Annotated in this window: 1 protein-coding gene; it reads right to left on the reverse strand. The window is 68.0% G+C overall.

The annotated features are described in order from the left end of the window. Nucleotides 1-281, reverse strand: a 281-nt coding sequence (locus IEY93_RS37465) for a KR domain-containing protein (RefSeq protein WP_308425772.1), incomplete at its 3' end; no start/stop codon positions are given. Between the last annotated feature and the right edge of the window lie 35 nt (nt 282-316).

Here is a 316-nt window from a genome sequence, read left to right on the forward strand (position 1 = left end):
CGCAACACCCCATCCACCCGCTCCGCACTCAACGAAGCGACAACACCGTCATCCAGCACACCCGCCGCATGCACCACCGCACCCAGCCCAGCACCCACCGAAGCGACCACACCCGCCAGCGCATCCCGATCAGCCACATCACACGCGACGACCGAAACCTCCGCACCCAGCTCCACCAGCTCGGCCACCAGATCGGCCGCCCCAGGAGCCTCCACACCACGCCGGCTCACCAACACCAGACGACGCACCCCATGCGCCACCACCAGATGCCGCGCCACCACCCCACCCAGACCACCCGTACCACCAGTGACCAGAA

This window comes from Sphaerisporangium melleum (genome assembly GCF_014646695.1).
Classification (GTDB): domain Bacteria; phylum Actinomycetota; class Actinomycetes; order Streptosporangiales; family Streptosporangiaceae; genus Sphaerisporangium; species Sphaerisporangium melleum.